Origin of the sequence: Cupriavidus nantongensis (assembly GCF_001598055.1) — a bacterium.
Taxonomy (GTDB): domain Bacteria; phylum Pseudomonadota; class Gammaproteobacteria; order Burkholderiales; family Burkholderiaceae; genus Cupriavidus; species Cupriavidus nantongensis.
The window spans coordinates 1,722,490-1,749,022 of record NZ_CP014845.1 but is presented as its reverse complement, the minus strand read 5'-3'; the positions used below and the strand labels follow the sequence as shown (position 1 = coordinate 1,749,022).

24 protein-coding genes are annotated in these 26,533 nt (G+C 68.4%); 7 read left to right on the top strand and 17 right to left on the bottom strand.

Going from position 1 to position 26,533, the window contains the following annotated elements:
• Positions 1-7: 7 nt before the first annotated feature.
• From A2G96_RS28780 to A2G96_RS28770, 3 genes are all read right to left on the bottom strand, one after another.
• Positions 8-1,369 (bottom strand): acyclic terpene utilization AtuA family protein, encoded by a 1,362-nt coding sequence (locus tag A2G96_RS28780; RefSeq protein ID WP_062803548.1) that lies wholly within the window; start codon positions 1,367-1,369, stop codon positions 8-10.
• Between the two features lie 195 nt (positions 1,370-1,564).
• Complete coding sequence (locus A2G96_RS28775) at positions 1,565-2,554, bottom strand: sigma-54 interaction domain-containing protein (protein ID WP_062803547.1); 990 nt, start codon at positions 2,552-2,554, stop codon at positions 1,565-1,567.
• 138 nt (positions 2,555-2,692) lie between these two features.
• Positions 2,693-3,007: a DMT family transporter gene (locus A2G96_RS28770; protein ID WP_062803546.1), complete on the bottom strand. Its 315-nt coding sequence runs from the start codon at positions 3,005-3,007 to the stop codon at positions 2,693-2,695.
• A gap of 183 nt (positions 3,008-3,190) precedes the next feature.
• Here A2G96_RS28770 and A2G96_RS28765 point away from each other — a divergent pair, with 183 nt between their 5' ends.
• Entirely contained in the window at positions 3,191-4,345 is a 1,155-nt protein-coding gene (locus A2G96_RS28765; protein ID WP_231909683.1) for a hypothetical protein, read from the top strand.
• 12 nt (positions 4,346-4,357) lie between these two features.
• Here A2G96_RS28765 and A2G96_RS28760 read toward each other — a convergent pair whose 3' ends face one another.
• A complete protein-coding gene (locus A2G96_RS28760; RefSeq protein WP_062803545.1) occupies positions 4,358-5,161 on the bottom strand; it encodes a BPL-N domain-containing protein in 804 nt (267 codons plus the stop codon).
• 226 nt (positions 5,162-5,387) lie between these two features.
• Between A2G96_RS28760 and A2G96_RS28755 the strand changes: the two genes are divergently transcribed.
• Positions 5,388-5,837 carry a group I truncated hemoglobin gene (locus A2G96_RS28755; protein ID WP_062803544.1) on the top strand — a complete coding sequence of 150 codons (450 nt, stop codon included), beginning with the start codon at positions 5,388-5,390 and terminating at the stop codon, positions 5,835-5,837.
• A 32-nt stretch (positions 5,838-5,869) separates the two neighbouring features.
• Here A2G96_RS28755 and A2G96_RS28750 read toward each other — a convergent pair whose 3' ends face one another.
• Positions 5,870-6,634 carry a helix-turn-helix transcriptional regulator gene (locus A2G96_RS28750; protein WP_062803543.1) on the bottom strand — a complete coding sequence of 255 codons (765 nt, stop codon included), beginning with the start codon at positions 6,632-6,634 and terminating at the stop codon, positions 5,870-5,872.
• Positions 6,618-7,541, bottom strand: coding sequence for a DMT family transporter (locus A2G96_RS28745; RefSeq protein WP_062803542.1), 924 nt, complete (start codon positions 7,539-7,541; stop codon positions 6,618-6,620). Before A2G96_RS28745 ends, A2G96_RS28750 begins: the two co-directional genes overlap by 17 nt.
• Positions 7,542-7,735: 194 nt before the next feature.
• Here A2G96_RS28745 and A2G96_RS28740 point away from each other — a divergent pair, with 194 nt between their 5' ends.
• Complete coding sequence (locus A2G96_RS28740; RefSeq protein WP_062804186.1) at positions 7,736-9,340, top strand: DUF1800 domain-containing protein; 1,605 nt, start codon at positions 7,736-7,738, stop codon at positions 9,338-9,340.
• A gap of 17 nt (positions 9,341-9,357) precedes the next feature.
• Positions 9,358-10,698: a DUF1501 domain-containing protein gene (locus A2G96_RS28735; protein WP_062804185.1), complete on the top strand. Its 1,341-nt coding sequence runs from the start codon at positions 9,358-9,360 to the stop codon at positions 10,696-10,698.
• 349 nt (positions 10,699-11,047) lie between these two features.
• On the opposite strand, the gene A2G96_RS28730 is transcribed toward A2G96_RS28735, so the two are convergent.
• Both A2G96_RS28730 and A2G96_RS28725 read right to left on the bottom strand, forming a co-directional pair.
• On the bottom strand, positions 11,048-12,223 hold the full coding sequence (locus A2G96_RS28730; RefSeq protein ID WP_062803541.1) for an IS481 family transposase: 1,176 nt from the start codon (positions 12,221-12,223) through the stop codon (positions 11,048-11,050).
• 498 nt (positions 12,224-12,721) lie between these two features.
• Positions 12,722-15,361, bottom strand: coding sequence for a penicillin-binding protein 1A (locus A2G96_RS28725; RefSeq protein WP_062803540.1), 2,640 nt, complete (start codon positions 15,359-15,361; stop codon positions 12,722-12,724).
• A 312-nt stretch (positions 15,362-15,673) separates the two neighbouring features.
• Between A2G96_RS28725 and A2G96_RS28720 the strand changes: the two genes are divergently transcribed.
• Together A2G96_RS28720 and A2G96_RS32880 are read left to right on the top strand one after the other, a co-directional pair.
• Positions 15,674-16,741: a porin gene (locus tag A2G96_RS28720; RefSeq protein ID WP_062803539.1), complete on the top strand. Its 1,068-nt coding sequence runs from the start codon at positions 15,674-15,676 to the stop codon at positions 16,739-16,741.
• 310 nt (positions 16,742-17,051) lie between these two features.
• Positions 17,052-17,306 (top strand): AbrB/MazE/SpoVT family DNA-binding domain-containing protein, encoded by a 255-nt coding sequence (locus A2G96_RS32880; protein WP_082819187.1) that lies wholly within the window; start codon positions 17,052-17,054, stop codon positions 17,304-17,306.
• 90 nt (positions 17,307-17,396) lie between these two features.
• Here A2G96_RS32880 and A2G96_RS28715 read toward each other — a convergent pair whose 3' ends face one another.
• Entirely contained in the window at positions 17,397-17,870 is a 474-nt protein-coding gene (locus A2G96_RS28715; protein ID WP_062803538.1) for a DM13 domain-containing protein, read from the bottom strand.
• A 162-nt stretch (positions 17,871-18,032) separates the two neighbouring features.
• Between A2G96_RS28715 and A2G96_RS28710 the strand changes: the two genes are divergently transcribed.
• On the top strand, positions 18,033-18,266 hold the full coding sequence (locus A2G96_RS28710; RefSeq protein ID WP_062803537.1) for a hypothetical protein: 234 nt from the start codon (positions 18,033-18,035) through the stop codon (positions 18,264-18,266).
• A gap of 26 nt (positions 18,267-18,292) precedes the next feature.
• Here the strand turns inward: A2G96_RS28710 and A2G96_RS28705 are convergent, their stop codons facing one another.
• The 8 genes from A2G96_RS28705 to A2G96_RS28670 all read right to left on the bottom strand — a co-directional run bounded on the left by A2G96_RS28705 (position 18,293) and on the right by A2G96_RS28670 (position 26,513).
• Entirely contained in the window at positions 18,293-19,864 is a 1,572-nt protein-coding gene (locus tag A2G96_RS28705) for a TAXI family TRAP transporter solute-binding subunit (protein WP_231909682.1), read from the bottom strand.
• A 1-nt stretch (position 19,865) separates the two neighbouring features.
• Positions 19,866-21,056 (bottom strand): sodium/glutamate symporter, encoded by a 1,191-nt coding sequence (gltS, locus tag A2G96_RS28700; RefSeq protein WP_062803536.1) that lies wholly within the window; start codon positions 21,054-21,056, stop codon positions 19,866-19,868.
• A 278-nt stretch (positions 21,057-21,334) separates the two neighbouring features.
• On the bottom strand, positions 21,335-22,501 hold the full coding sequence (locus tag A2G96_RS28695; RefSeq protein WP_062803535.1) for an ABC transporter permease: 1,167 nt from the start codon (positions 22,499-22,501) through the stop codon (positions 21,335-21,337).
• 15 nt (positions 22,502-22,516) lie between these two features.
• Positions 22,517-23,671, bottom strand: coding sequence for an ABC transporter permease (locus A2G96_RS28690; protein ID WP_062803534.1), 1,155 nt, complete (start codon positions 23,669-23,671; stop codon positions 22,517-22,519).
• A 12-nt stretch (positions 23,672-23,683) separates the two neighbouring features.
• Entirely contained in the window at positions 23,684-24,406 is a 723-nt protein-coding gene (locus tag A2G96_RS28685) for an ABC transporter ATP-binding protein (RefSeq protein WP_417926434.1), read from the bottom strand.
• Positions 24,403-25,617, bottom strand: a complete 1,215-nt coding sequence (locus tag A2G96_RS28680) for an efflux RND transporter periplasmic adaptor subunit (RefSeq protein ID WP_062803533.1) — start codon at positions 25,615-25,617, stop codon at positions 24,403-24,405. The genes A2G96_RS28685 and A2G96_RS28680 overlap by 4 nt, the downstream gene beginning before the upstream one ends.
• A 91-nt stretch (positions 25,618-25,708) precedes the next feature.
• A complete protein-coding gene (locus tag A2G96_RS28675) occupies positions 25,709-26,068 on the bottom strand; it encodes an ArsR/SmtB family transcription factor (RefSeq protein ID WP_062803532.1) in 360 nt (119 codons plus the stop codon).
• Positions 26,049-26,513, bottom strand: a complete 465-nt coding sequence (locus tag A2G96_RS28670) for an SRPBCC family protein (RefSeq protein WP_062803531.1) — start codon at positions 26,511-26,513, stop codon at positions 26,049-26,051. Before A2G96_RS28670 ends, A2G96_RS28675 begins: the two co-directional genes overlap by 20 nt.
• Positions 26,514-26,533 lie beyond the last annotated feature (20 nt).

The following is a 26,533-nucleotide window of genomic DNA, read 5'->3' as shown; positions in this document are numbered from 1 at the left end:
GGGCGCATCAAACGCCGGCTTCGACGACATGGGTGGGGAACAGCGCGAGCGGATCGCGCACTGCCATCGTATGGTTCAGCGTCCAGCGATAGGCGGGGCTGGCGTGCAGTACCTCGTCCAGCGGGAACGACACCGAGCCGGCGGTGCCCTTCACATCCGGCAGCCGCGCGTAGAACATCTGGCGCAGGCCGATCATCGCGACTTCCTCCGCCATCTCGCGCGTGGGCGCGACGCCCTGCACCATCACGCAAAGCTCGTGGCCGGGGCGGTCGCGCAGCGGTTCCAGTTCGCCCATCACTCCGTCCCGTCCATATACGTTGTAGTGCAGCGAATAATCGGTGTCGCCGAAGCGCGCGCGCACCTGTTCGCGCGCCCAGGCAATGACGCGGTCGACGTTGGCGATGGTGTACGGGTCGCGGATGCCGCACAGGCCCACGTAGCGCTCGCCGACCTTGCCCGAGCCCTCCAGCTTGACGCGCACCTGCGGCGCGGGTTCGAAGCGTGCGCCGGTGATGCGGGTGGTGCGCGGATCGAGCTGTTCGTAGCGGCACTGGCTCATGTCGAGCCTGCCGCCGGCGACGAATTCCTCGAACGGATTGGAGCGCTCGTACATCGCATGCCCGGCCACCGAGGCAATGGTGCAGCGCTGCTCGGGATGCATGGCCGTGACGCGGACATCGTCGCGGGTGATTTCGCCCAGCACGGTTTCCTTGCCGCCGTACGGCTCCGCGCAGAACGAGGCGCACTCCAGCACCTTGCCCAGATAGTAGGCATGGTCGGCGGCAAAGCCGTGGTGCAGCGCCGGCGCGGCGAACACCGCGGCATCGGAGCTGCGGCCGCCGACGATCACGTCGACGCCCTGGCGCAGCAGTTCCAGGTATGGGTGGACGCCAGCCATGGCGACGATGCGGTCGGTGGCGTCGAGTTCGGACAAGGTCAGGTCGGCAAAGCCATCGAGGCCGCGGATGGTTTCCCCCGCGCCCATTTGGTCCCGCACCAGCGACTTCGGTACTTCGGAATAGAAGTAGCCGATGCGAAACCGCGGCAGGCGGTGCCGTTGCGCGAGCTCGCGCAGGATCTCGACATAGCGGTCGACGCGGCTGTTGGTGCCGGTATCGCCGGCTGAACCGATGATCATCGGCACGCCCAGCCGCCGCGAGGCCAGCAGCATGTGCTCGAGATCGTGGCGCTGCCACGCTTCGGGGCTGGTCGAGGTATCCGAGCCAAGCGGCACCGGCCCGACATCATCGCTGCCCGAATCGGCCGCGATGTAGTGCGGTCCGGCGGCCACGCCGATCTCGAAACTGCCCGTGCGCAGCGGGGCAAAGCCGAGATGGCCATTGGGGCAAATGATCTTCAGCGACTGCATTCAACATTCTCCGGTTAGGTGTCGCTTCGTTAGAGCGAGTCACGCGACACCGAATACGCAGAAGCTGTGCCAGCCGGGCGATGCTGAAATTTCCTTTGAAGATCAAAGGCTTGTGACAATGGGATGGGTTGGTGCGCGATCTTCACGCGCCTGGTCGGCGTGAATTCCACGCCATTGCGCGAAGTACGCGCCGCGTCAGCCGGCGGGAAATCCGAGCTTGCTCATCTGGTGGCGCAGCGCATGGCGGCTCAGCCCAAGCCGGCGTGCGGCCTCGGCGAGATTGCCGCCGCAGGCCGCCAGGGCCTGTTCGATCAACCCCGCCTGGAACTGCGCCGTGGCGGCGTGGTAATCCAGCGGGCCGGCCGGCGCAGCGGTCAGGGGCATCGGGTCGGCCGGAGCCGCCGCGGCCAGATTCATCTCGCGCAGGATGCGCGCCGGCAGGTGGGCCGGCAACACGCAGTGGCCCGGCTCGAGCAGGCAGATCCGCTCCAGCAGGTTCTCCAGTTCGCGCACATTGCCGGGCCAGCGGTAGGCGCGGAAGATGCGTTCGACTTCCGGGTCGAGCCGCTCCATGCGGCTGCCGTACTGGCGGTTGTAGCGCTGCAGCGCGTTGTGCGCGAGCAGCAGGATGTCGTCGCCGCGTTCGCGCAAGGGCGGGATATTGATCGAGATGACCTGCAGCCGGTAGTACAGGTCCTCGCGGAACTTGCCGGCATTGACCTCGCTGAGCAGGATCTTGTTGGTGGCGGCGATAAAGCGCACGTCGACACTGATCGGCCGGATTGCACCGACGCGACGGAAGCGCCGGGCATCCAGCAGCGTCAGCAGCTTGGACTGCATCACCAGGTCGAGCTCCCGCACCTCATCCAGGAACACCGTGCCGCCATTGCCGGCCTCGATCAGCCCTTCCTTCTTGCCCACCGCGCCGGTGAACGCGCCGCGTTCATGGCCGAACAACTCCGACTCCAGCAATTGCCCCGGGATTGCCGCGCAATTGATGTCGATGAACTCCGCGTCCGCGCGGCTGGACTGCTGGTGCAGCAGGCGTGCCACCAGGCTCTTGCCGGTGCCGGTTTCACCGTAGAGCAGGACGGTACGCGCCTGGCTTCTTGCCACGCGCGCGACCAGGTCGCGCAGGGCGGCGACCGACGGATGGTTTCCGACGAGTTCCAGGGGAGCATTCATTGCGCACGGTGTGAATGACAAGGCAACGCGCCGGATCCGTCCGGAATCGCGGCGCGTGCGAGGCATTCTAAACGAGCGGCCAGGGCAGCCGCGGCGCGGGATTCAGCAGCCCGGCGCAGGCCAACGCATGCCGAAGCTTCAGGAAGCCATCTTCATCATCACCAGCCCGCTGACGATCAGCCCGGCCGCCAGGATTCTGACTGCGCTGGCCGGTTCGCCCAGCACGAACAGCCCCACCAGAAACGCGCCCACGGCGCCGATGCCGGTCCAGATGGTATAGGCCGTGCCGAGCGGCAGGCTTTTCATTGAAAGCGAGAGCAGGGCGAAGCTGGCAATCATGGCCACGATGGTGATGGCCGAGTAGCCGGGGCGCGAAAACCCCTCGGACAGCTTCATGGAGTACGCCCAAAGGACTTCGAGCACTCCGGCGATGACGAGATATATCCAAGCCATGATGGCTCCTTGATCAAGAGCCGGGCCGTCCCGGACATTCATACCCGGTGCGGGCGAGGTCGTCCTCGAAAGTGGGGGATTGTACCGGATCGCTGGGGCAGGCGAGCGAGGGGCGACGGGCCACATGGTATCGTCGGCATGTCATTGGTCATGCCCGGGGACATCCAGAAATCGGGGGAAATAATGAGAACGAGGCTGGTGCTGTGGTTCGTCGCGATGGTCTTGCTCTTGCCGCGGTTGGCACTGGCCACCGAATTCGGCAGCAAGGGCGGGCCGGAACCGGCCAATCTCGAACAGATCGCGTCACGCCTGCGCGAAGACCTCTATGACATGGAACTGCTGATCAGCTTCGGCACCTCCAAGGGCGGATCGGCCGGCCATATCGCGCTGGCGCTGCGTGACGATGCGGCGGGCGAAGAGAGGGTGTACTCGGCCAACTTCTACGCCGACCGCGACCCCGCGCACGCGAGCGGCCGCTACACCACCGACCTGATGGTCTCCATCCCCAAGCAGGAATACCTGTTCAAGACCGTATCGACGGTCGCCGCGACCGCATCGTTCGGGCTCGACTTCGGCGAGATCTACAAGCGCTCGGTCATCGGGGTGCGGGTGTACGGCGTGCCGGCGGCGGACAAGGCGGCGCTGGCGGCCTATTTCCGCCGCATCAACGACGACTATCACCAGCAGCGCAGCAACACCGAATATCATCACGGCCCGATCCGCTATGACTACCTGCGCCTGAACTGCGCCAAGACCATCGGCGCCGCTTTCAAGTATGGCGCCGGCTACCGCAACCTGGAGGTGACCGGAGCGACGCTGTTGTCTGCGCAGCGGCTGGTCGCGGCAGCCACCGCCAATATCCCGACCGAGATGGCGATGAAGCTGATCCGGGAATGGGGCCAGCGCCACTACGGCATGGATGTGGTGCTGTACAAGAAGTACCGCGGCTCGACCTATGTCGATCCGCAAGAGGAAGAAAAGATCGCCTTCAAGGACCTGCCCGACCGCTTTCCGTCAGTGCTGTCGCTCGACTTCCGCCGCGAGGCCGGTGCGTACCAGGACTATGACAACCTGCTGGCGATGTACCTGCTGTTCCATCTCGGCAAGTACAGCGTGCGGGTCAACGAACAGACCTTGCTGCTGGAAATCGAGAAAACCAAGGACCCGATGCCCTATGCCGAGGCGCTGCAGGCTGCAGAGCGCAATGCGCGGGCCGACAGCGAAAAATTCCAGCGCCATATCGAATTCCGTCCGAGCGGCGAGGGCGTCAGCGAGGCGCCGGACAATACGCACCTTTATTACTTTAACGAGCATGCGGAGGGGAAGCTGGCGCGCTAGGGTGCCGCCCCTTCAGCCCAGCTCGAGCCCACCCTGCGCCAGCAACCGCCGAAAAACCGCCAGCCGCGCATCGCCGGTTTGGGCCAGCCGGTCGCATACGTGGAGGTATTCGGACATATCGCTGTGTCCGCGCAACGCATCCTTGCACTCGCGCTCCGAAATCTCCAGGTGGACCCCGGTCAGCAGCGCGCGGCCTTCGCCGACCTGCGCGCTGACGATGGCGGGCGGCGTGCCGGCGATGTCTGCGTAGACGGCGAGGATCTCGGTCCCGGGCCCGGGGGTGTCGGCGAAGTCGAAGCGGCAGCCGCCGTGATAGTGGGTGTAAAGCGATAGCGGGACTTCGGTCAGCTTGTCGGTGGTCCGCAGTTCCACCGCGGCCGTGGTGCGCGGGGTGCCGTCATAGAGCTTGCCGCCGGTCAGTTCAGGCAGCGAGCCGACGGCCACCGCATCGACCAGCCGCAGTTCGCGCGGGCCGCAGATGGCGCCGCGGGTGCCGGCATGGAAGGCGAGTTCGCGGCAGGCGTAGTAGGCGCCCGCGCAGATGCCCAGATAGACGCCGCCGTGCTCGACAAACTGCCGGATGCGCGCGTTCGGCGCGCCGTTCAGCAAGGCGCAATAGGGCAGGTCGGCGCCGCCCGGCATGACGAACATCACCGCGTCGTCGAACAGCGTGGTGTCGTGCCGGATCTCGCTGGCCATCACCGCGCGGATTTCATAGGCCCCGGCGCGCAGCTGATGGCCGATGGTCCGCATCAGGCATGCGGTCCAGTCCGACGCGCCGGCGTCGACATAGGTGAGGATCTGTGGCTTGGGCATGGCCGCATCCGTGTCTTGTCGTCTCCGACTCTAGCCGTTTGGTATCGAAAACGCCATGCCGTCGTCGCCCTGAAAGCAAGGCAGAACCAACCTGCTATGCTGAAAAAGCCGAAGCTGGCGCTGTCGGCCTGACCGTCGCAAGTTGACAATGCAATTTACGCCGCGGCGGCGCTGGCTCCGATCCGGAAACTCCCCGGTAACCACTCGGTAAGGGAAGGAGGCAGCCATGCGTATCTCTGCTGTTCTGTGCGGATTTCTTCTGACGGCGGTGTTTGCGCTAGCCGGTTGCGCAACGCCGGATCGTGCCAAGCCTGCCACGACTTCGTCGTTATATGACCGGCTTGGCGGCATGCCGGCGATTACCGCGGTGGTCGACGATTTTGTCGGCAATGTGGCGACCGACACGCGCATCAACGCCCGGTTCGCCAATGCCAATATTCCGCGGCTGAAGACCCGGCTGGTCGAACAGATCTGCGCGGGTACGGGCGGGCCCTGCACCTATTCGGGCCGCGATATGAAAACCGCCCATGCCGGCATGGCAATCAGCAATGACGATTTCGATGCGCTGGTCGATGACCTGGTGAAATCCCTCAACAAGTTCAAGGTGCCGGCACGCGAGCAGAAGGAATTGCTGGGGATTTTGGGGCCCATGCGCCAGGATATCGTCTCTCGCTAACCGGTCGCGCAAGGCGGTCAGCACGCTCGGGCTCAGCCGCGCGCGGCGGCGCGCCATGCTCCCGGCGGTAGCCCGAAGCGCCGCGTGAAGCTGCGTGTGAACGTGGTCTGGTCCGGGTAGCCTGACATCAGCGCGATCTCGGCCAGCGGCAGCCGGGAGTTCGACAGCCACTGCAGCGCGTGGTCCAGCCGCAGCCGGGTCTGGTAGCGGTGCGGGGTATCGCCGAAGGCCTCGGCGAACAGCGTCTGGAAGCGCCGCACGCTCCAGCCGAAATTCGCGGCCAGCTCCGGCACGCGCAGCGGCGCGGCCAGGTTGGCGCGCAGGTAGGCGTCGACGGCCATCAGCGGAAAGACCTCGCCGTCGGCGGGCATGCCGAGGCTGTCGGCCAGCGTGGCGGCCAGGGTTGCCGCAAGGTGCCAGTCTGCCTGCGGCGGCCGTGCCCCGAACGCCGTGCGCCCGGCCGCCAGTGCCCGCACCCGGTTGCCAAGGGCGCCGTCCAGCGCGAACGCGCGCGGACGCTCCATCAGCCGCGCGGGCAGCGCCACCGAATGCGCGGGGAAGTCCGCCACCAGCTGCAGGTTCCCCTGATAGCCCATGTAGTCATGATGGCTGCCGGCCGGCACGATCAGGCCGGTGCGGTCGTCGACGCGGTAGAGGTGGCCGTCGAGTTCCAGTTCGGAGGCGCCGGCCAGGCCGAACAGCAGCTGGTGGTAGCCGTGTTGGTGGCCCTCCGGCTGCGGCCGGTAGCGTCGGTGCTCGACCAGCGGCGCGGGCCGGGATTCAGCCGGCTTCGGCATGCCGCATCCTGCCACGGGTCTGGCACAGCCAGACGCCGGCCCCTGCCACCGCCATGCCCAGCGCCTGCACCGCGTCCAGGCGCTCGCCGAACAGCAGCCAGGCCTGCAGCGCGGCCAGCGGCGGCGCCAGGAACATCAGCGCCGCTGCGTTGGCGGCCTGGCCGCGCCGCACCAGGCTGACCAGCAGCCAGGTGCCGGCGCCGGACAGGCCGATGGCGGCCCAGGCCAGCCCGGCCCACAGCGCCGGCCCGCCTTGCCAGTGCAGCGGCGCGCCGGCTGCCTGGATCGCCACCATCGCGGCGGCGACCAGCATGGCGCCCAGGTTCTGCCACGCCGAGCTGGCGCGCAGGTCACAGGTGGCGATGGCGGTCTTCTGCAACAGGGTTCCCATGGTGATGGAGACAATGGCCAGCACGCCCAGCAGCACGATCCCGGGCGATACCGCGCCGGCCGCGCCGTGCGGGCCGGCCCGCAGCGCGGGGGCGACCACCAGCGCAACGCCGAGCGCACCCAGCGCCAGGCCGTGCCAGGTCCGCCTGGAAGGTAGCTCTTTCAGCAGGGGGATGGCAAGCAGCGCGGTCAGCAGCGGCTGCAGCGCGCCCAGCAGCGCCATGATCGCCGGCGGCAGGCCGCTGGCAACGGCGCCGTAGCCCGCGCACAGGTAGAGGCCCTGCATCAGCGCGCCGGCCAGCAGGTGGCGCGGCGCCTCGCGCAGCGGCGGCCAGGCCGCGCGCGCGGCCAGTGACCACGCCACGAACATCAGCCCGGCCACGGCAAAGCGGCCCAGCAGGAACAGGCTGGTGTCGGCCAGCGGCACGATCGCCTTGCCGACGATAAAGCCGGTGGACCAGATCAGGACGAAGGCCATGGCGGGCGGCCAGGCGACAGTGGACAAGGGGCGCGACATGTTGGCAGGCGTTTCCGCTGCGGTAGCGGGAAGGGCAAAGCGCAAGGCTAGCGAGGCGTGGCGCCGCTGTCTTGGCAATTCCGGCAATCGCCCGCTGAAAGCATTGGTAACACTCGTGTAGCGTCGCCGCGTCAACCGGCCCGGGCTTGCCACGTAACATGTGGATGGGGATCGAATCGAAAGAGGTGGACCACATGGATCCAGCACAGCATCCGCAACCGCCCGGCCGTGGGCGCCTGGCCGCCTGGCGCACCGCCGCGGCGCTGGCGCTGGCCGCGTGCCTGGCAGGCTGTGCGCAGCTGCAGGCCGGGACAGGCCAGGGCGACGGCCATGGCGCCACGGCCGCCGCCGACCTGCGCTGGCTCAATACCGTCACCTATGGCGCCGACCAGGCCTCGCTGGACGCGCTGCGCCGGCTGGGACGCAAGGACTTTCTTGCGCAGCAGCTGGCGCTGCCGCTGGCCGATCCGCCCGAGCTGGCGGCCGCCATCGCCGCGCTGCCCAACCTGCGCGACGGCGCCGCCGCGCAGGTCCGGGCCGCGCGCGAGGCGCGCCAGCGCATCGATGCACTGCCTGACGACGCCAGCCGCCAGCAGGCGCGCCAGGCGCTCAACCTGCAGGGCCGCGAGATCGTGGCCGATGTGGCGCGGCGCCACCTGCTGCGCGCGCTGTATTCGCCGGCGCAGTTGCGCGAGCAGATGACATGGTTCTGGATGAACCATTTCAACGTCTATGCGGGCAAGGGCCAGGTCGGGCTACTGCTGGCCGATTACGAAGAGCGCGCGATCCGGCCGCATGCGCTGGGCCGTTTCCGCGACCTGCTCATGGCCACGGTGACCGCGCCGGCGATGCTGGTCTATCTCGACAACGCCCAGAGCAGCGCCAACCGCGTCAATGAGAACTACGCGCGCGAGCTGATGGAGCTGCATACGCTGGGCGTGGCCGGCGGCGCCAGCGGTTCGCGCTATACGCAGCAGGACGTGCAGGAACTGGCGCGCGTGCTGACCGGCGTGGGCGTGAACCTGCGCGGCACGCCGCCGCCGAAGCTGCCGCCGGCGCGCGCAAGCCTGTATCGCAGCGACGGCCTGTTCGAGTTCAATCCCGCGCGCCACGACTTCGGCGCCAAGCTGCTGCTGGGCCAGCGCATCGAGCCGTCCGGCTTCGACGAAGTGGCGCGCGCGGTGTCGATGCTGGCGCGCGAGCCGGCCACGGCACGCTTTGTCAGTGCCCGGCTGGCGACTCACTTCATTGCCGACAACCCGCCGCCCGCGCTGGTCGAGCGCATGGCGCAGACCTTCACGCGCACCGACGGCGATATCGCCGCGGTGCTGCGCACCATGCTGCTGGCGCCCGAGCTGGACCGGCAGGCTGGCGCGTCGCCGCGCAAGTTCAAGGACCCGATGGTTTATGTGGTGTCGTCGCTGCGGCTGGCGTATGAAGGCCGGCAGGTGGCCAACCTGCGCCCGGTGATGAACTGGCTGAACCAGCTGGGCGAGCCGCTGTACGGCCACGTGGCGCCCGACGGCTACCCCTCGGCGGAAAGCGCGTGGGCGAGTTCGGGGCAGATGGTGCGGCGCTTCGAGATCGCGCGAGCGATCGGGTCCGGGCCGGCGGGATTGTTCGCGGGCGATGGCGCCACGCCGCGCGGCGCACGCTTCCCGACGATCGGCAACAAGCTCTACTACGACGCGATCGAAGCCACCCTTGGCCCCGCCACGCGCGCCGCGCTGAGCCAGGCCGAGTCGCAGGCGGAATGGAACACCCTGCTGCTGGCTTCGCCCGAATGGATGCAGCGCTGAAGGCAACGGAGAACACCATGCAACGCCGACAATGGGTCAAGACGATGGGTGGCGCCGCGCTGGGGCTGGCGCTGCCGGCGATCGCCTCGCGCGTGTACGCGCTGCCGGCGCAGGCCGACGCGCGCTTCCTGCTGGTATTCCTGCGCGGCGGCTATGACGCCGCCAGCGTGCTGGTGCCGGCCGGCAGCGATTTCTACTACGCGGTGCGGCCCAATATCGCCATCCGCCGCCCGCCGGCGCCGGGTGCCGACGCCGATCCCAATGCCGCGGTGGCGCTGGCACCCGCCTTTGGCGTCGACAGCGCTGCGCGCGGGATCGGCGACTGGGCCCTGCACCCGGCGCTGGCGCCGACCCTGCTGCCGCTGTGGCAGCAGTGCCAACTGGCTTTCGTGCCGTTCGCCGGCACGCATGATTTGTCGCGCAGCCACTTCGAGACCCAGGACGGCATCGAGGCCGGCCTGCCTGGCCATGACGAAAGCCGCCAGGCTACGGCCGCGCTGCGCGGCAGCGGCTTCCTCAACCGGCTGGCCCAGGCCATGGGCGGCCAGGCTGCGCCGGTGGCGTTCACCGACGGGCTGCCGCTGGTGCTGTCCGGCCCGCGCGATCTTCCCAATGTCTCGCTCAAGGGTGCCGGCCGCGCCCCGTTCGATGCGCGTCAGGCCAGGCTGCTGGCACAGATGTACCGCGGCACGCGTTTCGAGTCACTGATCGACGAGGGCTTCGAACTGCGCGAAACCGTCGCGCGCCAGGCGCAGGCGGAAGCGCCAGGGGGCGGCATGGGCGGCATGGCCGGCGCCGGCCCGGCCACGATGGCGTCGCGCCAGCAGGAGATGCAGGCCGCCAGCCGCCGCGCGCTCAGCGCGCGCGGCTTCGAGGTCGAGGCACGGCGCATGGCAAGGCTGATGCGCGAGCGCTTCAACCTGGGCTTTATCGACGTGGGCGGCTGGGACACCCACGTCAACCAGGGCGCCGCGCAGGGCCAGCTGGCCGGGCTGCTCGACAACCTGGGCCGCGGTTTGTCGGCCTTTGCCTCGGAGATGGGTCCCGCATGGAGCAAGACCACCGTGGTGGTGCTGTCCGAGTTCGGCCGCACCTTCCGCGAGAACGGCACGCGCGGCACCGACCACGGCCATGGCACGGTCTACTGGGTGCTGGGCGGCAGCGTGCGCGGCGGCCGCATCGCCGGCGAACAGGTCGCGGTGGAAGCGGCCACGCTCAACCAGGATCGCGACTGGCCGGTGCGCAACGAGTACCGGGCGTTGCTGGGCGGGCTGTTCCGCAGGTTGTACGGGCTGGATGCGGAGCGGCTGGCGCAGGTGTTTCCGGGGGTGGCGGGGCGGGATATTGGGTTGGTGTGAAAGAGACCGAGCGCAACCGGCGCATCGAACGCCTGGTACGCAATCGGAGTTTGAATCGCCCCGAGGCAATTGAGGCTGCTGCGGGTTTGCTCCCCTCTCCCGCGTGCGGGAGAGGGGCCGGGGGTGAGGGCAAGCACTGGCATACCGACGCGCATTACTTCGTCGAAACGCCTGGCCCTCACCCCGACCCTCTCCCGCAAGCGGGAGAGGGAGTACGCAATCGGGAGTTTGAATCGACCCGAGGCAACTGACGCTGCTGCGGGTTTGCTCCCCTCTCCCGCTTGTGGGATGTATAGACCGGGGACATGGTGGACGCATGTGCGAGGACATGGTGGACACATTGTAGACGTCAGGGGGTTACGTCCCTAGGTGATGCTTGTGGCCTGCACGCCGCAGCGGCGTGCAGGCTAATTTCGCCGATTTCAAAGCGGCTGAACCATATGGCCAACACGCCGTCGCGCCGGGTCGGGCGTAGCGCGATCCACTGGCCGATGAACGCCTTGCCGATCTTGATGCGCCGGTTGCCAACTATGATCCGTGCGCTGCTGTCGACCTTGTAGACACGGTCGCCGCTCTGGTACTGCACCTCCGGTAGCGCCTCCGGGTAGGCCACGCTGCTCACGCGATAGCGTTGGGCCGGCACCTGCATGTCCAGGGCCTGATGGGGTCGCTCGTGGTTGTACACGTAGCGATATCGATCGAAGACCTGCTGCGCCTCGGTGTTGTCCACGAAGCGGCGGTGCTGCAGGACTTCGGCCTTCAGGGTGCGGTGGAACCGCTCGTCCTTGCCCTGTGTTTGTGGGTGATAGGGCCGTGAATGGCTGACCCGGATCCCTAGTTGCATTAACCAGACCGTCAGCCTGGTGTAGCCCAGCCCCTCTTCGTCGCCGCCTCCCCATGGAGGGCCGTTATCCATGGTGATGCGCCGGGGCAGGCCGTAGCGGCGGAAGGCCCCAATCAGCTGCTGCTGCACCGTCTGGCGGCGCTGGTCCGCGCAGGCTGCCAGGCACAGGTTGAAGCGGGAATGGTCGTCGATCAGCGTGAGCGGAAAGCAGACGCCCTGCTCATTGGGCACCTGACCCTTGAAGTCCATCTGCAGCAGCTCGTTGGGTTCGTCGTGCTCGAACCGCCGCCAGGGGGTGGCCTGGGCGCTGGCCTGCGGATCGATCAGACCATGTCGATGCAGGATCGAGGTCACCGTGCTGGGCGCAGGCACCTCGGCGTGGCCCAGGTCGGACAGCCTGCGGCTGATCTTGCGCCCACCCCAGGTCGGGTGTTCGCGGCGCAGCATCAGCACCAGTTCCTCCAGGAAATCAGCGGTGCGCTCGGGGCTGTGGTGCGGCCGCCTGGGCCGGTCGGCCAAGCCCGCGGCGCCTTCCTGCCGATGCCGGGCCAGCCACTTATAAGCGGTTTGCGGACTGATCGAGAACCGTCGGCACAGCTCCCGACGGTTGCATCCCGGCTGGGAAGCCAGGGCAATGAACTCCAGGCGAAGGCTCATGGTGTCTCGGGCGCTCCACGGCATGGTTCGTTCTCCCGGGCAGATATCTGCCCGGGAGTGTCAACCATGTCCTCGCACACCTGTCACCTATGTCCCCGGTCCATACAGTGGGAGAGGGGCCGGGGGAGAGGGCAGGCACTGGCATACCGACGCGCTTTACTCCGTCGAAACGCCTGGCCCTCACCCCGACCCTCTCCCGCAAGCGGGAGAGGGAGTACGCAATCGGGAGTTTGAATCGCGAGGCAATTGAGGCTGCTGCAGGTTTGCTCCCCTCTCCCGCGTGCTGCGGGAGAGGGGCCGGGGGTGAGGGCAGGCACTGGCATACCGACGCGCATTACTTCGTCAAAACGCCTGGCCCTCTCCCCAACCCTCTCCCGCACGCGGGAGAGGGAGTACGCAATCGGGAGTTTGGAAGGCCTGCAGCAAAGGGTGTCGCTGCCGGGGCGCATGCTGCGCGGACGACTTCAAGCGCGTGTTGCCCTGGACGGCAGCGGCTTTCCGCGGGGCGGCAACGTTCCAACCTCAGCCCGGTGCCGCGTTGGGCAAGGCGCCGCTTGCCGGCGCCGGAGCATTGGTGGGTGGAACATAAGCGGGCGGGGCAGCAGGCGCAGGCACCGCTGGTGGGACCGGGACTGCGGGACCGGCGGAAACGCCCGGATAGGCGGCCGAACCTGAAGCCGCTGGCGACACCGCCGCCGCCGATGCTGCCGGCGTATCCGCACCACTTGCCGCCGACGCGTCCGCAGCGAAACCCGGCGGCACCGCCATCACCGTCTCCCCCCGATCCAGCGCCAGGCTGGACTCATCGTGGTCCCCGTCCGCCACCGCCGCCGAGGCCGCGCCTGCCGGCGGCGCGAGCTCGGCTTCCTGCGCCGGCAAGGCCGGGCGGCGCGGTGCCGGGCGCGGCGCCGGGGTCTCGCTGGCCTTGTCGCGCGTGAACAGCTGGCTGAACCAGCCGCGCAGCTGCGTGCCCAGCGAGGCGAACACATGCGTTTCCTCGTGCTCGGCAAAGCGCGCGCGGCCGTCGATGATGCGCGCGCGCAGAGCGCGCTGGTAGAAGTCGCCCACCATCGGCAGCGCGCTGTGCGCGCCCTGGCCCCAGTAGTCGCTGCGCAGCGTGATGCGGCTGTCGTTGAAGCCGACCCAGGCGCCCGCGACCAGTTCCGGATGCATCAGGATGAACCAGCCGTCGGCATTGTCCTGGGTGGTGCCGGTCTTGCCGGCGACATCGGCGCGGATGCCGAAGCGCGAGCGGATGCCGGCGCCGGTGCCGCGGTCGATCACGTCGCGCATCACGTCGAGCAGGGTTTGCGTGGCGGCGGCGGACAGCGCGTGTTCGGCGCGCGCGGGGCGGAACACCTGCAGCACATTGCCCTGGCGGTCTTCGATGCGCGTCACCATGGTCGGCGCGATGTAGTCGCCGGCATTGGCGATGGTGCCGTAGGCAGCCACCATTTCCTTGAGTGTGACCGGGCTGGTGCCCAGCGCCAGCGACGGCACCACGTCGAGCTGGCTGTCGCGCACGCCCATGTTGCGGGCCAGCCGCGCCACGCGCGCGGGGCCCACTTCCTGCATCAGTTGCGCGGTGATGGTGTTGCGCGAATAGACCAGGCCGTCGCGCAGTGTCATGGCGCGGCCGGTGGGGCGGCCTTCGTCGCTGGGCCGCCAGATCTCGCCGCCGGCCAGCTCGATTTCCACCGGCTGGTCCACCAGCGTATCGTCGGGGGTCTTGCCCTCGTCGAAGGCCGCGCCGTAGACGAAGGGCTTGAAGGTCGAGCCCGGCTGGCGGCGCGCCTGCTGCACGTGGTCGAACGCGTCCTGGGTGTAGTCGCGGCTGCCGACCCAGGCGCGGATCTCGCCGTTGCGCGGATCGAGCGCCAAAAAGCCGGCCTGGATCCGGGTCTTGCTCTGGTGCAGCGCGCGCAGGAAGGCGCTGTCGGCCATCAGGTGGCGCAGCGCCTCGTCCGGCGCGGTGCCGGCGGCGACGGCGGCGCGGTACTCCGGGGTCTCGCGCACGAAGGCCTGCACCAAGGGCTTGTTGGCGGCCCAGCCAGCGCGCGGCGCCCAGGCGGCGTTGGCGACCGCCTGCAGCCGGTTGCCCTGCTGCGCCACGGCCTGCGTGGCCATGGCCTGCAGGCGCGCGTCGATGGTGGTGTGGACCACCAGGCCGTCGGCGTAGATGTCGTAGCCGTTGCGGTCGGCCCAGCCGATCAGCCACTTGCGCAGCTGCTGCGCAAAGTGTGGGGCGGGGCCGGGCGGCTCGGTCTGGCGCTCGAAGTCGATGCGCAGCGGGCGCTTCTTCAGCTGCTCGTAGCGCGCCGCGTCGAGCTTGCCGCGCTTGACCATCTGCCCCAGCACGGTATTGCGCCGGTCCAGCGCGCGCTCGGGGTTGAGCACCGGGTTGTAGTAGCTGTTGCCCTTGAGCATGCCGATCAGCGTGGCGCTCTGCAGCACGTCGAGCGTGCGGGCGGGGCGGTCGAAGTAGGTGCGCGCCGCCATCTCGATGCCGAAGGCGTTGTACAGGAACGGCACCGTATTGAGATAGGTCTCGAGGATCTCGTCCTTGGTGTAGAGCGCCTCGATCTTGAGCGCGGTGATCGCTTCCTTGAGCTTGCGCGTCAGCGTGGGGGCGCGGCCGATCTCGTCGGGGTAGAGGTTGCGCGCCAGCTGCTGGGTGATGGTGGACCCGCCCTGGCGGTCGCCGGAAAACGTATGCAGCGCGGCCGAGGCAATGCGGCGCCAGTCCAGGCCGTGGTGCTGGTAGAAGCGGTGGTCCTCGGTGGAGATCAGCGCCGCCACCACGTTGGGCGAGATCTGCTTGAGCGGCACCCAGTCGCGGTTGGCCCACTTGAACACCGCCAGCTCCTTGCCGTCGGCGGACAGCACCTGCGCCGGCTGCTCGGACTTGGCCTTGCGGATATCGCTGATGCCCGGCGTGAACGGGATCAGCACCAGCACATAGAGCAGCAGCGCTGCCGGAATCGCAGCCACGCCGAACAGCAGGCCGCGCCGGGTGGGACGCAGCGTGCCGGGGCGGGTCAGGCCGGCGCGCGCGGTGCGCGCCGCCAGTCGAGACAGGCCTTGCCGGACGGGGGCAGGCAGTGAGGCGGGGAACGAGGCAAGCAGCGGGGCAAGCCGGGTCTTGATCTCAGCCAGCTTCATGAGGCGAAGCGGGCGAGGCACAGGCGCGGGGCGGCACGAAACACTGGCATTACCGTCGTCGGAAAAGCCTGCATCCTACCAAAACGTTCCCGCCCGTTACAGGGAAAACCCCCATCCGGGCGCGATGCGCCACTTCCTGCTGCGAAGCATGGGTCACAAAGCTTTCATATTGCGCCGCCACAATGCCGGGGCCGCCACTCGTGCGGACGATGCGCCGTTGCCGGGTTGCCCGGCTGGGCTCCGATCGCCATGACGATCGTGCCCTGGGTCCGGTGCGGTGTCGTGCCTCAAACAGAACACAGAGAAACTACAGTGAAGAAAGCTCTCATTGCAATGACGGCAGCAGCGGCCGCGTCGGCCGCATCCGGGGTGGCGTCGGCCCAGTCCACGTCCAACGTGACGCTCTACGGCATCGTCGATGCCGGCGTCGAAGTGATCAGCAACGTGCCGGGCAGCGGCGGCGCCGAAGGCACGGCCGTGCGCCTGAACTCGGGCAACCTGTCCGGCTCGCGCTGGGGCCTGCGTGGCACCGAAGACCTGGGCGGCGGCCTGAAGGGCATCTTCGTGCTGGAAAGCGGCTTCGACGTCGACACCGGCACCTCGGGCCAGGGCAACCGCCTGTTCGGCCGCCAGGCCTACGTCGGCCTGCAGGGCGGCTGGGGCGCGGTCACGCTGGGCCGCCAGCAGAACGCGCTGTACGACCTGTTCGGCGCCTTCGACCCGATGGGCGTGGGCCCGCGCTACTCGCTCAACAGCGTCGACTCGGCCTTCAACGGCCGCGCCGACAACGCCGTCAAGTACACCGGCAAGTTCGGCGGCCTGACCGCCACCGGCTTCTACAGCTTCGGCCGCGACAACACCGAAATCCCGGGCGAGACCAAGGTCGGGCGCAATTTCGGCGGCGGCCTGTCGTATGCGGCGGGCGGCTTCTCGGTCGGCGCGGCGTACGACCAGTTCCAGGGCGGCACGGTGGCGCTGCAGGACCGCGCCGCCAAGCGCGCGGCCGTGGGCGCGGCCTACGCCTTCGGCGGCGCCAAGGTGTTCGCGGGCTACCGCTGGCTGCGCGACGACGGCGTGTCCAGCGCCACCGCCGCCACGACCCGCAGCAACGTCTACTGGGCCGGCGCGCAGTATCGCTTCACCCCGGCGTTCCAGCTGACCGGCGCGGCGTACTACAACGACACCCGCAACAGCGACGCGGATCCGTGGATGTTCGTGCTGTCGGCGGACTACTCGCTGTCCAAGCGCACCGACGTGTACCTGAACGTGGGCTACTCGAAGAACAAGTCGGGCTCGGCGCTGGGCCTGAACGGCGTGGGCACCGTGGTCGCCGGCGAGAACCAGACCGGCGCCACCATCGGCCTGCGTCACCGCTTCTGAGTATTGGCTGCCTGATGCCCGCCCGGCAGGCGCGGCCTGCACGGGCGGGTGCTTAACTCTCATATCGACACCTGCGGCTGGTCTTGCGGGGTTCGTTGGGCCGGTTGTTTTGATCGGCCCTTTTTTCCTTGTGTTGTCTTGATCCGGGGACTTATCTTGAGCCTGCCCCTGTCGCGCCCGTGATCGTTCCTGCGACCGGCCTCGATGCGAGCGCGTTGACGCGACGGCTACCTCGGCATCGAAGTTGATACGTGTTGAAATATGGCTTGGCTGATGTCGATACTCTCATCGACATTGATTGGGGCTGATCATGCGAAAGAGCGCAACCTCGACGATTCAAAAATGGGGCAACAGCCTGGCTGTCCGGATTCCGACTGCGGTGGCTCGTTCGGCAAATTTCTCCGAAGGTCAGGAAGTCGAGTTGTCTGTTGATGAAATCGGCATAACCATTAGGCCAGTCGGTCGCCGCGCACTCACGCTTTCGGAAAAGCTTGCCCTGTTTGACCCAGACAAGCATGGTGGTGAAGTCATGGCCGCTTCGCGCGTTGGCGCGAAGGTCATGTAATGGATGCCAGCGTGACCAACACTCGCAAACATGCAATCGCACAGCAGGTCAGCGGCGGTGCCAGCGAGCGGCAGCGATTTACCGATACGGCTACCGATACCCCGCCGCCCCAATAAACTGCCCGAACCGCTCGCACCAGATCACCACCGCCGCATACCGGGACGGATCCACCCCCGCCGGCAACTCCACGGTGAAATTGCCGAAGGTCTTCAATTCACCGACCTGCAGGGACTGGTCCTTGATTCGCAGGAAGGCTTGCTTGTTGTCGACGAACGCCGGTGCCAGGTAGATCCGGTAGTCCGGCCCCGGTGCCACGCTGCCTTCGAAGGCGAGCGCGCTGGCCGAGACATGGAGCCGGCCGCTGGCCCAGTGCAGCGCGTCGCTGCCGGCCAGGTCCTTGCGAAAGGTGCCGGCATAGCGCGCCTGCTGCGATACCGCCTGCACCTGGGCGGCGCTGGCGCCAGGCTGCGCCGTCAGGATCGGCAGCACATAGATGCCCGCGGCGAAGCCGACTGCCAGCATGGCGAGGTGGGTCACGGCGAGAATGGCGGGCCGGGCGGGCATGTCAGGCTCCAGGAGGGACGAAGATGCCGGTATGTCGGCGCTGGCGCCGGAACCTGACAGCAACGTGGCATGTTGCCGGCGTTGGCACATTCGCAACGGTTTCACCAATCCAACACATGGAAGTGGTTATGATTTGGTAGTTGCCCTGTCGAGAAGCTGCCTATGACCCTCCACGTCACGATCCGCACCATCCGTACCGGCACCATGCAATCCGCGCGCTACCAGGCGCGCGTCTACCTGACCACCGATGCCGAGGCCCTGCCGTTGCTGGCAACGGATTGGAGCGAGCGCGAGGCCGAAGCCTTCCGTACCGCACAGTTCTGGGCGCAGCGCCACGCTTATGTGGTGTCTAATCCACGCGCAGGAACGTTCTACGGCGTATCGGGCCGGCGCTGAAGCCGGCCAGCGCGTCCCCGCAACCCTTATCTGACCTGCGTCCCGGACGCTGCCGGCGGCCGGGCAGGCCTTGCCTGGCCCGGCGCGGCGCCGGCCGGGCCCATCGCGTCCAGCGTCTTGGCAGCGGCCAGATGCTGCGGAATCATCAGCCCCTGGCGCGCCGTGGCCACCGCGATCTGTCCGCCCTGGGCGCTGCCGCGCGCGACCAGGTCGCGCCCGTTGCGGTAGACCAGCCGCGTCAGGTCGGCCACTTCGGCGTCGGACAGGTCCGGGCCGGTCACCAGCACGGCCGCGGTGGCGATGGTGCGCACCGGCGCGCTCAGGCCGGGATAGGTGCCGGGCGCGATCGATGCGCGGAAATAGCCCGCCTTGCGGCCCACCAGCGCGGCGATGGCCTTTTCGTCGAGCGGCAGCAGCCGCAGCGGCATTTCGGCGAGCGCATCGCGGATGCTGTCGGCAGGCACGCCGATCACCTGGATCACGGCGTCGACCTGGTTCTGGCGCAGCGCCACCAGGCCGGTGCCCAGCCCCACTTCCTCGGCCTTGAAATCCTTGTCCGCCAGCCCGTGCGCGGCCAGCACGCGCAGCGCGGTGCCGCGCGAGGCCGAGCCGCGCTCGCCCACCGCGATGCGCTTGCCGCGCAGGTCCGACACCGAGCGCGCCGGATCGCCCTCGCGCACCAGCACATGCACCGGCTCCGGATAGAGGCTGCCGATGGCGCGCAGCGATGCCTGCGGGCCGTCGTCGGCGAAGGCGTCCTTGCCTTCGTAGGCGTCGAGCACGGCATCGCCCTGCGCCAGCGCCACCGAGACCTTGCCCGCGCGCAGCAGGCGCAGGTTCTCTTCGCCGCCGTGCGTGACCAGCGGCATCGCGCGCACGCGCGTGCCGGCCACCAGCGCCTGCGCAAAGCGCAAGTACTGGCCGTGCTCGGCGCCGGCGGCAATGGCATAGCCCTCATTGACCCGCGCCAGCCGCGCGCGGATATTGGCGTGCGCGGTGGTCAGCTCCTGCTCGATCACCGCGCGCTGCGCCGGCGAGGCATCCTTCTGCACCGAGTCGATCACCTTGCGCATCGCGTCGAGGATCGCCGCCGGGCCGGTCTGCGCATTGGTGGCAACGGACGGGGCCTCGGCCGGGCGGTAGCCGGCCGGCAGCACGCCGACCCAGCGCTCGCCGTCGCGCCGGTACAGCGCGGTGCCGTGGGCGCGGATGATGTCGCCGGCCTTGTTGCCGCCGCTGGTGATGCCGGTGATGCCGCGCGGACCCGCGCCCAGCGCCGACACCAGCCCGGCCACGCCGGGCGAATCCCAGGCGCCGAAGTCATAGTCGCGCAGCAGCTTCAGTTGCGCGTCGAAATAGACGATGCGGCGGGTTTCGCCGGCGGGGGCCTTGGTGTCGGCCTGCGAGCCGCGGCGCTCCAGCTCCACCACCTGCAGCGTGCCCGGCGGCAGCGCCAGCGCCAGCCGTTCCTCGACGCCGGCGCGGATGCCGTCGGCGGGTGGGCCGCCGCCGCATCCCGCGAGCAAAACACTGGCCAGCACGGCGAACAGCAGGGGCAGCAGTGTCAGCAGGGTGTGGCGCCGCATCTCAGCTCCCATCTCAGCCTCCAATCAGCGGCAGCGCCAGCATCATGGTCAGCACGAACGCGTTCATCAGGTCGACGAAGAACGCGCCGGCCAGCGGCGTGATCAGGTAGCTGGTCGGCGCCGGGCCGTAGCGCGCGGTGATGGCGCGCATATTGGCCATGGCGGTGGCGGTCGAGCCCATGTTGAAGCCGATGAACGCGGCCGAGCTGACCGCGGCCTCGTAGTCGCGCCCCATGAAGCGGAAGCACACCAGCACCACGTAGAGAATGATGAACACCACCTGCATCGCGATGATCAGCAGGAACGGGCCGGCGGACAGCGCCACGTCGGCCAGGTCCAGCGCCATCATCGTCATCACCAGGAACAGCGACAGGCAGACATTGGTGATCAGGTCGGTGGCGCGGTCGTCGAAGCGCATGCCGGCAAAGGGCAGCAGGTTGCGGATGGCGATGCCGAGCATCATGCACCAGAGAAAGCCGGGGATGGTGATGGTGCCGGTCGGCATCTGCGCGGCAATCCAGCGCCCGCCGATCACCGCGGCCAGGATGCCGGCCAGCGACGCCAGCGCGCCGACCGTGGTGATGGGCGAGACCGCCGCCGCTTCTTCCTCGGTGTCGCCGGCCTCGCGCGCGGTCGAGCGCAGCCGGTAGCGCGAGATCAGGTATTGCGCTACCGGTCCGCCGATGATGCCGCCGATGATCAGGCCGACCGTGGCGACCGTCATCGACAAATCCATCACCGCCTGCAGGTTGTTGACCTCGGCAAAGCGCTCGGCGTAGGCGGCGCCGGTGCCGTGCCCGCCCACCAGCGTGATGGAGCCGCTTACCAGGCCGAAGATCGGATGCAGGTCCAGCGCCCGCGCCATCGCCACGCCGACCACGTTCTGCACCACGATATAAGGCAGCAGGATGACCAGGAAGATCACCAGCGCCTTGCCGCCGCGCCGGAGCATGCGCAGATCGGCGCAGAGGCCGACGCCGCCGAAGAACATCAGCAGCAGCACCGGCTTCATGGCGGGATCGATTACCACGCGGAAGTTCACCGCCGCCATCGCCGTCGACGCGACGATCGCGAACAGCAGGCCGCCGGTGACGGGATCGGGGATGTTGTAGCGCGACAGCACGCCGACGCTGCGGTTGACCAGCGTACCGATCAACAGCACCACCACGGCAGTCAGCAATGAGGCCAGCAGGTCAAGGTTCATCGGGGGGCGTCCTGACGCGTAGCATGCATCACTACGGGTTGTAGTCGGACACCGGGGAGAAGGCAAGGAAAGGATGGGCGGCGCAAGGGCGATGGTGTTCTCCCTCTCCCCTCATGGGGAGAGGGCTGGGGTGAGGGGTGGTCTAGCTGGGAACCACATCGAGCGGGGGCAGTGGTTTTTCAGGACATAACTGTCGTGGAGGCGCTGGCCCTCACCCCCGGCCCCTCTCCCGCAAGCGGGAGAGGGGAGCAAACCAGCGGGCGGCGTAGCATCAACCATCAACGCGCCCGCAACGCCTCCACAATATTCATCCGCGCCGCCCGCACCGCCGGCAGGAAGCCCCCCACCAGACCCATCGCCATCGAGAACGCCAGCGTCTGCAGCGCAATCGCCGGGGTCAGGATAAAGCGGAACGACAGGTCGGCGAAGGTCTGGAAGTTGGTGGTCGAGAACGAGGCGAACTGCATCAGCGCCGCGCAGGCCAGGCCCGCGGCGCCGCCGACCAGGCCCAGCAGCGCCGCTTCGGCCAGGAACGCGGTCAGCACGCTGGCGCGCTGGAAGCCGAGCGCGCGCAGCGTGCCGATTTCCGCCACGCGGTTGGCCACCGAGGCATACATGGTGATCATGGCGCCGATCATCGCCGCGATCGAGAAGATGGTCGACAGCGTAAAGCCCAGGATATTGATAAAGCCGGACAGCGCCTTGGACTGGTCGCTGTAGAAGGCCTGCTCGCGCTTGGCCTCGTCGGCGAGGCGCGGATCGACGTCGAGATCGGCGCGGAAGCGCTCGAACAGCGCGGAATCGGCCAGCCTGACCACCATCGACGAATACGAATTGCGCCGGAACGATTGCATCAGCTGGTCCACATCGCCCCAGATCTCGGAGTCGAAGCCGCTGCCGCCGGCATCGAAGTGGCCGACCACGGTCCAGTCGCGTTGCGCAAAGCGCAGGTGCTCGCCGATCTGCACGCCGGCAAAGCCCCCGGCGATGCTGCTGCCGACGATGATCTCGGACGAGCCCGGCCGGAACATGCGCCCGGCCACCAGCCGCACCTGCGGGCGCAGGTCCATGCCCGCGGGCGAGATGCCGCGGATCACCACGTTGGACGGCTGGCCGGTGCTGGCCTTGGTCAGCGAGATCAGCACCACCGCCTCGCTCGACGCCAGCGGACGGCCGGCGCCGCTCATGGCCACGGCCGGGTGCATCTCGATAATGCTCGCCTGGTCGCGGTTGACCGCGCTCTGGATCTCGGTCTCGGCGCCCTTGCGGATCACCACCACGTTGTCGTGCTCGCCGGTGGTGACCAGTGTCTTCTTCAGGCCGGCGTCGAGCATCAGCATGGTGGCGAAGACGAATACCACCAGCGCCAGGCCGGCCGCGGTCAGCGCGGTGGTCAGGCGTCGGGCCCAAAGGTTGCGCGCGATATAGGTCAGCGGGATGGCCACGGCAGTTCCTTCGCGCTAGCCGATGGCCCGCAGGCCCTCGACGATGCGCACGCGCGCCGCCTGCACCGCCGGCACGATGCCGGCAAAGATGCCCACCGCCAGCGCGCACGCCGCCTGCAACTGCATGGTCTGCGGCGACACCGTGAACACCGGGAACACGCCGCCCACCGCCTGCTTGAAGGCAGTGGCCACCGGCGGCGTGGCCAGCATGCCGAGCGCGCCGCCGGCCACGCACAGCGCCAGCGATTCGCCGAACACCAGCAACGCCAGGAAGCCGGGACCGAAGCCCAGCGCCTTGAGCGTGGCGTATTCCACGGTGCGCTCGCGCGCGCTCATTGCCATGGCATTGGCCATCACTGCCATGATGATCACGATCACCACGTACGACACCACGCGGATCGCCGCGATGATCTGGTTGGACATTGCGACAAAGCCCAGCTGGAAGGCCTGCTCGGTTTCGGTCAGGGTTTCGGCCAGCGAATTGCGGAACACGCCGTCGACCTGGCGCGAAATCGCCGCGGTGTTGTCGGGGTTGCCGACGCCCAATATATAGACGCCGACCTGGTCCGCCTGGCGCGGGGTGCGCTTGCGCACGGTCTCGTTCAGGTATTCCCAGTGGAACACCATCTGGCGCGTGATGGTGCTCTCGTCGCGCCCGTCCATGATGCCGCGCACCACGAATTCCCAGGTGCCGGGGTAGATGGTGCCCTTGATCGGGATCACGTCGCCGACCTTGAAGCCGAACTGGTCGGCGAGCTGCCGTCCCACCAGTGCGCCCTTGCGGTCGCGCTGGTAGTCGGCGCGCTGCGCGTCCGGCACGATGAACTCGGGGTAGAGGTCGAGGTAGTTGTCGGAGACCGCGAACTGCGCGAAGAAGTTCTTCGGATCGCGATAGACGCCGCCGAACCAGTTGGAGCGCGCCACCATGGTCACGCCGTCGATGCCCTTGATGCGGCTTTCGTAGCTGAGCGGCAGCGGAAACACCAGCGAGATCGCATTGCGCGTGACCAGCCGTGCGCTGGACGCGGCCGAGGCGCCGGCATACCAGGCATCGATCACGGTCTGCAGCAGCCCGAACGCCAGCACCGCGATCACCAGCCCGAACACCGTCAGCGTGGTGCGCAGCTTGTGCCGCAGCGCATTGCGGGAGATCAGCTTGAGCGCGTACATGGTGGATGGAGGCTACGCCGACTCGCCACGGATCAGCTCCCCCTTTTCCAGGTGCACCAGCGAGCCGGCCGCGGCGGCCGCGTGCGCGTCGTGCGTGACCATGATGATGGTCTTGCCGGCATCGGCATTGAGCCGCTGCATCATCGCCAGGATCTCGGCCGCCGAGGTGCGGTCGAGGTCGCCGGTGGGCTCGTCGGCGACGATCAGCGCGGGGTCGGTGATCAGCGCGCGCGCGATCGCCACGCGCTGCTGCTGGCCGCCCGACAGCTCCGACGGATAGTGGCTCATGCGGTCGGCCAGGTTGACCATGTCCAGCACCAGCTCCACGCGCGCGCGCCGCTCCGCGCGCGGCAGGCGCGTCAGCATCAACGGCAGTTCGACGTTTTCGAACGCGGTCAGCACCGGCATCAGGTTGTAGAACTGGAAGATGAAGCCGACATTGGCGGCGCGCCAGTCGGCCAGCGCCGCTTCCGGCAGCTGCGTGATGTCCAGCCCGGCAACGCGCAGCGTGCCGCGGTCGGGCCGGTCGATGCCGGCAATCAGGTTCAGCAGCGTGCTCTTGCCCGAGCCCGAGGGGCCCATCAGCGCGACGAAATCGCCTTCGCCGATCTCCAGCGAGATATCGGTCAGCACCGGCACGGTCTGCACGCCGCGCCGGTACGACTTGGCGACATGGTCGATCTGCACCAGCGGCGCGGCGCCTATGCGGCCCTCGCTCATGCGGCCCTCGCTCATGGCTTGGCCGTGGTCACGCGGCTGCCGTCGCCGATCTGGTCGCCGGGCGACAGCACCACCACGTCGCCGGGCTTGACGCCCTGCACGGCCACCAGTTCGCCCAGCTTGTCGCCGGTCATGACCGTCATCTCGTGCGCCTTGCCGTCCCTGACCACGTAGACCACCTGGCGGCCGTCGCGCGTGGCGATCGCGGCCGGCTGCACCGCGACCACCGGCTGGCGGTCCTGCGCGGTGGCCGCGCGCGACAGGAAGGCGATCTTGGCGCTCATGTCCGGCAGCACGCGCGCATCGCGGTCGACAAAGCGCACCTTGACCAGCACCGTGGCCTTGGAGCGGTCCACCGTCGGCACGATGCGCGAAACCTGCCCGGCCAGGCGCAGGCCAGGCAGGGCGTCGAGCAGCAGCTCGCAGGGCTGGTCGACGCGGATCCTGGCGATATTCGATTCGGCGACATCGGCTTCGACCTCCAGCGTCTCCATGTCGGCGATGGTGACGATCGCACCCTTGGTGTCGGCCGCGGCCGAGAAGGGCGTGATGTTGTCGCCCACGTTGGCATGCTTGACCAGTACCACGCCGTCGAACGGCGCGCGCACCACGGTCTGCTCGACCGCGACCTCGGCCGCGCGCGCATTGGCCTGCGCCGACACCACCGACGCGCGCGAGCTGTTCACCGACGCGCGCGCCTTGTCGAAGCGCGCGACGTCGGCATCGTACTGGGTGCGCGAGATCGCGTTCGGCACGATCAGCACCCTGGAGCGGCGCAGGTTCACCTCGGCGTCCTTCAGCTCGGCCTGCTGCAGCGCCAGGTTGGCCTGCGCCACCTGGACCTGCGCCTGCGCCTGCGCGAACGACGCGGCCACGTCCTTGCTTTCCAGCCGCGCGATTACTTCGTCCTTCTTCACGCGCGAGCCCTCGAGCACGCCCAGCCATTCGAGCCGGCCCTGCGCCTTCGACGCGACCGCCGCCTTGCGCTGCGGCACGACATAACCGGTGGCGTTCAGCAGCGTGAAGTTCTGCGTGGGGTAGGCGGAGGTCACGGTGGCGGTCTGCACCGGCCGCGGGCCGGCCAGCCGGATGGCAATGCCGGCCAGCACCAGCAGCACCACCGCGACGGCCGCGTAGCGCAACCACCGGCGCCGCGGGCGGATACGGACGCCGGCCGCGGCGGCTTGCCGGTCGATCTTGAGCCTGGACAGGTCGTGGTCAGCCACTGCGCGCTTCCTCTCGCTGGAATGGGCGGGGCTGTCAGTATAGCGGTGATGGAGTAGGCTTTCGTTGCTTGCGAGGCGAGCAAACCGGCAGCTAATGCTCGCCTTCCACCGCCAGCTTCAGCTTGCCCAGCGCAAACTCCCATTGCCGCCCGATCGCTTCCAGCGACCGGCGTGCGGCATCGAGCTGGCCGGGCTCGAACTGCCACAGGCGCTCGCGACCGGCGCGGCTGTCGCGCACCAGCCCGGCCTGCGCCAGCACCTGCAGGTGCTTGGTCACCGCCTGCCGCGTCATCGCGCTGCCCGCGGTCAGCTGCGCGATCGACATCGCGCCGCCGGCGCACAGCGCCGCCACCAGCCGCAGCCGGGTTTCATCGCCGAGGGCGGCAAACACCGCGGCGGACTGCCGCAGCCCCGGCGCGTCCGGCAGCGTATCAGGCTGTGCCGGCAACATGCTGGCGGATATTGTCGACCTGCGCATCCCAGCCGCCGCTATTGATACGGAACGCTTCCTGGCGGCGTTCCGGCGGAATCCGGTCAAAGCCGGACTCGACCACGGTCAGCATGGTCCCGCCGTCCACCTCGCGCAGCGTGAATTCCACCAGCGTGGCCGGCTCGTCCGAGTAATCGCGCCCGCGTTCCAGCGGCGCCGGATGCCAGCGCCACGACAGCAGCCGTTCCGTCTCCATGCGTTCGACGTGGACATCGAATTTCAGGTACTCGTAACCCGGATAGGTGATGCTGCCCACCACGCGCTCGCCGGGGGCAAAGGTGGCGCCGTCGAAGCGGACGCCGAACCAGCTGCCGAAGGTATCGGCATCGGTCAGCGCGTGCCAGACGCGCGCGATGGGGGCTTCGATCAGGATGCTGCGTTCGATGCGGTCGGTGTCGGAAGGCATGGGCGGTCTCCTGAGTGGAT

Excerpts from the sequence above, each read along its gene's own strand:
- A2G96_RS28750 (WP_062803543.1), bottom strand. The coding sequence starts at position 6,634 with ATGCCGAAGCCGGCTGAATCCCGGCCCGCGCCGCTGGTCGAGCACCGA.
- A2G96_RS32880 (WP_082819187.1), top strand. The coding sequence starts at position 17,052 with ATGCGAAAGAGCGCAACCTCGACGATTCAAAAATGGGGCAACAGCCTG.
- gltS (WP_062803536.1), bottom strand. The coding sequence starts at position 21,056 with ATGAACCTTGACCTGCTGGCCTCATTGCTGACTGCCGTGGTGGTGCTG.
- A2G96_RS28725 (WP_062803540.1), bottom strand. The coding sequence starts at position 15,361 with ATGAAGCTGGCTGAGATCAAGACCCGGCTTGCCCCGCTGCTTGCCTCG.
- A2G96_RS28705 (WP_231909682.1), bottom strand. The coding sequence starts at position 19,864 with ATGGGAGCTGAGATGCGGCGCCACACCCTGCTGACACTGCTGCCCCTG.
- A2G96_RS28685 (WP_417926434.1), bottom strand. The coding sequence starts at position 24,406 with ATGAGCGAGGGCCGCATGAGCGAGGGCCGCATAGGCGCCGCGCCGCTG.
- A2G96_RS28740 (WP_062804186.1), top strand. The coding sequence starts at position 7,736 with ATGGATCCAGCACAGCATCCGCAACCGCCCGGCCGTGGGCGCCTGGCC.
- A2G96_RS28670 (WP_062803531.1), bottom strand. The coding sequence starts at position 26,513 with ATGCCTTCCGACACCGACCGCATCGAACGCAGCATCCTGATCGAAGCC.
- A2G96_RS28745 (WP_062803542.1), bottom strand. The coding sequence starts at position 7,541 with ATGTCGCGCCCCTTGTCCACTGTCGCCTGGCCGCCCGCCATGGCCTTC.
- A2G96_RS28775 (WP_062803547.1), bottom strand. The coding sequence starts at position 2,554 with ATGAATGCTCCCCTGGAACTCGTCGGAAACCATCCGTCGGTCGCCGCC.
- A2G96_RS28760 (WP_062803545.1), bottom strand. The coding sequence starts at position 5,161 with ATGCCCAAGCCACAGATCCTCACCTATGTCGACGCCGGCGCGTCGGAC.
- A2G96_RS28770 (WP_062803546.1), bottom strand. The coding sequence starts at position 3,007 with ATGGCTTGGATATATCTCGTCATCGCCGGAGTGCTCGAAGTCCTTTGG.
- A2G96_RS28755 (WP_062803544.1), top strand. The coding sequence starts at position 5,388 with ATGCGTATCTCTGCTGTTCTGTGCGGATTTCTTCTGACGGCGGTGTTT.
- A2G96_RS28675 (WP_062803532.1), bottom strand. The coding sequence starts at position 26,068 with ATGTTGCCGGCACAGCCTGATACGCTGCCGGACGCGCCGGGGCTGCGG.
- A2G96_RS28730 (WP_062803541.1), bottom strand. The coding sequence starts at position 12,223 with ATGCCGTGGAGCGCCCGAGACACCATGAGCCTTCGCCTGGAGTTCATT.
- A2G96_RS28765 (WP_231909683.1), top strand. The coding sequence starts at position 3,191 with ATGAGAACGAGGCTGGTGCTGTGGTTCGTCGCGATGGTCTTGCTCTTG.
- A2G96_RS28715 (WP_062803538.1), bottom strand. The coding sequence starts at position 17,870 with ATGCCCGCCCGGCCCGCCATTCTCGCCGTGACCCACCTCGCCATGCTG.
- A2G96_RS28710 (WP_062803537.1), top strand. The coding sequence starts at position 18,033 with ATGACCCTCCACGTCACGATCCGCACCATCCGTACCGGCACCATGCAA.
- A2G96_RS28690 (WP_062803534.1), bottom strand. The coding sequence starts at position 23,671 with ATGTACGCGCTCAAGCTGATCTCCCGCAATGCGCTGCGGCACAAGCTG.
- A2G96_RS28780 (WP_062803548.1), bottom strand. The coding sequence starts at position 1,369 with ATGCAGTCGCTGAAGATCATTTGCCCCAATGGCCATCTCGGCTTTGCC.
- A2G96_RS28735 (WP_062804185.1), top strand. The coding sequence starts at position 9,358 with ATGCAACGCCGACAATGGGTCAAGACGATGGGTGGCGCCGCGCTGGGG.